Raw genomic sequence first — 235 nt, 5'->3', positions numbered from 1 at the left:
GCAGTGGCACAGGAAAGGTCAGGATGCACTGGGCGAAGCGCACAATGACGTCGAGATTCTATCCGGCATCTATTCTCGCCTACGCATAATGTACGCCAGTGAGGGCGTCGCATTGCCTGAGCAAGTGCTGTACATGAGCTGGAACTACCTGACTGCAGAAAATCCAGCGCCGGGAGAAGAGGCTCTGGACAACAAAGGCTAAGCGCTGGCGGATGTATACGATGAGAAAGGCACG

Annotated in this window: 1 pseudogene; it reads left to right on the top strand. The window is 54.9% G+C overall.

The window, feature by feature from the left end:
- Positions 1-199 (top strand): annotated as a pseudogene (locus KVT28_RS26985) (hypothetical protein); the annotation flags it as partial.
- Positions 200-235 lie beyond the last annotated feature (36 nt).

This window comes from Pantoea sp. GbtcB22 (assembly GCF_019091025.1).
Classification (GTDB): Bacteria; Pseudomonadota; Gammaproteobacteria; order Enterobacterales; family Enterobacteriaceae; genus Pantoea; species Pantoea leporis.
The sequence above is the reverse complement of the archived record's forward strand: the minus strand, read 5'-3'. Positions and strand labels throughout refer to the sequence as shown.